Genomic DNA, 3,495 nt, shown 5'->3' with positions numbered 1-3,495 from the left:
GAGGACGCGATCGGCGTCGAGGACGCGCCCGGCCCGATCGGCGCCGTGGAGTTCCGCGACGTGGTGTTCCGCTACCCCGGGGCACGGGACGATGCGCCGCCCACCCTGGACGGCGTCACCTTCCGGATGGAGCCGGGCACCACCCACGCGTTCGTGGGGCCGTCAGGAGCGGGCAAGACCACCATCGTCTACCTCGCGGCCCGCCTCCATGAGGCCTCGGGCGGCACGGTGGTGTTCTCCGGCGAGGACGTGCGGCGGCTGCGACACGAGTCGGTGGTCGAGCACGTGGGCGTGGTCTCGCAGGAGACCTACCTGTTCCACTCGACCATCGCGGAGAACCTCCGATATGCGCGCCCGGACGCGACCGACGCCGAGCTCGAGGACGCCTGCCGCGCGGCGAACATCCACGACGCGATCATGACGTTCGAGCACGGCTACGACACGGTGGTGGGAGAGCGGGGCTATCGGCTGTCGGGAGGCGAGAAGCAGCGCGTCGCGATCGCGCGCGTGCTCCTCAAGGACCCGCCCGTGCTCCTGCTCGACGAGGCGACCAGCGCGCTCGACACCGTGTCCGAGCGCGTGGTCCAGGTGGCGCTCGACCGCGCGGCGGTGGGCCGCACCACCCTGGTGGTCGCGCATCGTCTCTCCACGGTCGCCGATGCCGATGTGATCCATGTGGTGGACCGCGGGCGCGTGGTGGAGTCGGGCAGCCACGCCGAACTGGTGGCTGCCGACGGCCTCTACGCCCGGCTCGCGGCCCAGCAATCGGACTAGGCTGGAGGGCATCGCGACGATGCAAGGAGGCCCTGGGATGGCGAGCGACTGGTGGAAGTCAGCGGTGGTCTACCAGGTGTATCCGCGCAGCTTCCAGGACTCGGACGGCGACGGGATCGGCGACCTGCAGGGCATCCGGTCGCGGCTCGACCACCTGGAGTGGCTGGGGGTCGACGTCATCTGGCTGTCGCCCATCTACGCGTCGCCGCAGGCGGACATGGGCTACGACATCTCCGACTACGAGGCGATCGACCCCATGTTCGGCACGCTCGACGACTTCGACGCGCTGCTCGAGGAGGTCCACGCGCGTGGCATGAAGCTGGTCATGGACCTGGTGGTCAACCACACCTCGGACGAGCACCCGTGGTTCCTCGAGGCGCGCTCGAGCGTGCGCAGCCCCAAGCGGGACTGGTACTGGTGGCGGCCGCCGCGCCCGGGCTTCGCGGCGGGCCAGACGGGGGCGGAGCCCACCAATTGGCGCGCCTTCTTCTCCGGGTCGACATGGGAGCTCGACCAGGAGTCGGGCGAGTACTACCTCCACCTGTTCCACCAGAAGCAGCCCGATCTCAACTGGGAGAACCCCGAGGTCCGTCAGGCCGTCTACGCGATGATGAACCGATGGCTCGACCGTGGGGTCGACGGGTTCCGCATGGACGTCATCAACCTCATCTCGAAGGTCCTGCCGCTACGCGACGGCGAGCCGCTGCCGGGCGGGCTGGGCAACGCCTTCCCGCTGGTGGTCTGCGGGCCGCGCATCCACGAGTTCCTGCAAGAGATGCATCGCGAGGTGTTCGCGGGCCGCGACCGCGAGCTCATCACCGTGGGCGAGACGCCCGGGGCCACCCCGGCGGATGCCGTGCTGTTCACCGATCCCGAGCGCGCCGAGGTCGACATGGTGTTCCAGTTCGACCACGTCGACGTGGATCAGGGGCCCGGCGGCAAGTTCGACCCGAAGCCGCTCGACCTGGTGCAGCTCAAGGCGATCATCGACCGGTGGCAGGTGGCGCTGGCGGAGCGCGGCTGGAACTCCCTGTACTGGGACAACCACGATCAGCCTCGCGCGGTGTCGAGGTTCGGCGACGACGGCGAGTACTGGGCGCAGAGCGCCAAGGCGCTGGCGGCGGTGCTGCACCTCCAGCGCGGCACGCCCTACGTCTACCAGGGCGAGGAGATCGGCATGACCAACGCCGGCTTCACATCGATCGACCAGTACCGCGACATCGAATCGCTCAACGCGTTCGACGAGCTGCGCGCCATGGACATCCCCGAGCCCCGCATCATGGACGGCCTCGCGTTCCACAGCCGGGACAACGCGCGCACGCCGGTGCAGTGGGACGCGACCGAGCACGCTGGGTTCACCACAGGCACGCCGTGGCTTCCCGCGACCGCCAACCACACCTGGCTCAACGCGGAAGCGCAACGGGGCGACCCGGACTCGGTCGCATCGTTCTACAAGACCGTGATCGAGTTGCGCCACACGGAGCCCGTGGTCGCGCATGGCACGTTCGAGATGCTGCTTCCGGAGGATCCCCAGGTGTTCGCCTACCGGCGCGAGCTCGACGGGACCGTCCTCACCGTGGTGGCCAACATGTCGGCGACGCGGGCCGCGCCCGCCATCGAGGTCGACGCGATGGCGCTCCTGCTGCATAACCTGGGTGCGGGCGCCACTCCGTACCTCGCCGGCGCTGGCGTGGTGCCGCTGGGTCCCTGGGAGGCGCGCGTCTACCTGTCGCGGTGATGCCGGCGCCCATGGCCGGGCCTCACCAGATGGAGACGCGCTCCTCGGGGTCCAGCCACAGCTCATCCTGGGCGGTCACCGCGAAGGCCTCGTACCAGGCGTCCATGTTGCGCACGATGCCGTTGACGCGGAACTCGCTGGGGGAGTGCGGGTCCATCGCGAGACGGGTCACCAACGCCTCGTTGCGGACCTTCATGCGCTCCGTGAGCGCGTAACCGATGAAGAACCGCTGCACCGCGGTGAGGCCGTCGACCATCGGCGCCTCGGCGATCGGGTGGCCCAGCGCGATCTCGTAGGCCTTGAGCGAGATCTCGACGCCGGCGAGGTCCCCGATGTTCTCGCCCACGGTGAGCGCGCCGTTGACGTGGTGCGTGGCGTCGAGCTGCCGCGGCGAGTAGCCGTCGTACTGCTCGATGAGCCGATGCGCACGCTCCATGAACGCCGCGCGGTCCTCCTCGGTCCACCAGTCGTCGAGCGCGCCCGTGCCCGAGTACTTCGAGCCCTGATCGTCGAACCCGTGCCCGATCTCGTGCCCGATCACCGATCCGATGCCGCCGTAGTTGATCGCATCGTCCGACTCGGGGTGGAAGAACGGCGGCTGCAGGATCGCCGCGGGGAACACGATCTCGTTGGCGACGGGCAGGTAGTACGCGTTGACCGTCTGCGGGGTCATCAGCCACTCGGAGCGGTCGACAGGCTTGCCGATCTTGCGCCACTCCCAGTCCTCCTCGAAGGCGGAGGCGGCGCGCAGGTTGCCCACCAGGTCGTCCGCACTGACCAGCAGGCCGGTGTAGTCGCGCCACTTGTCCGGGTAGCCGATCTTCGGCGTGAACTGGCGGAGCTTCTCGAGGGCGTGCTCCTTGGTGGGCTCCGTCATCCATTCCAGGCCGGAGATGGAGACGCGGTACGCCTCGATCAGGTTCGCGACCAGCGCGTCCATCTGCTCCTTGTACGCGGGCGGGAAGTGCCGGGCCACGTACTCC

At 69.2% G+C, this 3,495-nt stretch carries 3 protein-coding genes; 2 read left to right on the top strand and 1 reads right to left on the bottom strand.

All coding sequences use genetic code 11. The features are described from left to right. On the top strand, positions 1-774 hold a 774-nt coding region (locus tag Q0L54_RS10900; protein WP_296668035.1), incomplete at its 5' end, for an ATP-binding cassette domain-containing protein. 37 nt (positions 775-811) lie between these two features. Continuing rightward, complete coding sequence (locus Q0L54_RS10895; protein WP_296668034.1) at positions 812-2,512, top strand: alpha-glucosidase; 1,701 nt, start codon at positions 812-814, stop codon at positions 2,510-2,512. Between the two features lie 22 nt (positions 2,513-2,534). Here the strand turns inward: Q0L54_RS10895 and Q0L54_RS10890 are convergent. Further along, positions 2,535-3,495, bottom strand: a 961-nt coding sequence (locus Q0L54_RS10890) for a M13-type metalloendopeptidase (RefSeq protein WP_296668032.1), incomplete at its 5' end; no start/stop codon positions are given.

Source organism: Demequina sp. (assembly GCF_024642165.1).
Taxonomy (GTDB): Bacteria; Actinomycetota; Actinomycetes; order Actinomycetales; family Demequinaceae; genus Demequina.
Note: the sequence above shows the minus strand (reverse complement) of the source record. Positions and strands in the feature narration are given on the sequence as shown.

Bases quoted from the DNA above. Each gene is read 5' to 3' on its own strand.
- Q0L54_RS10895 (WP_296668034.1), top strand. From the start codon at position 812: ATGGCGAGCGACTGGTGGAAGTCAGCGGTGGTCTACCAGGTGTATCCG.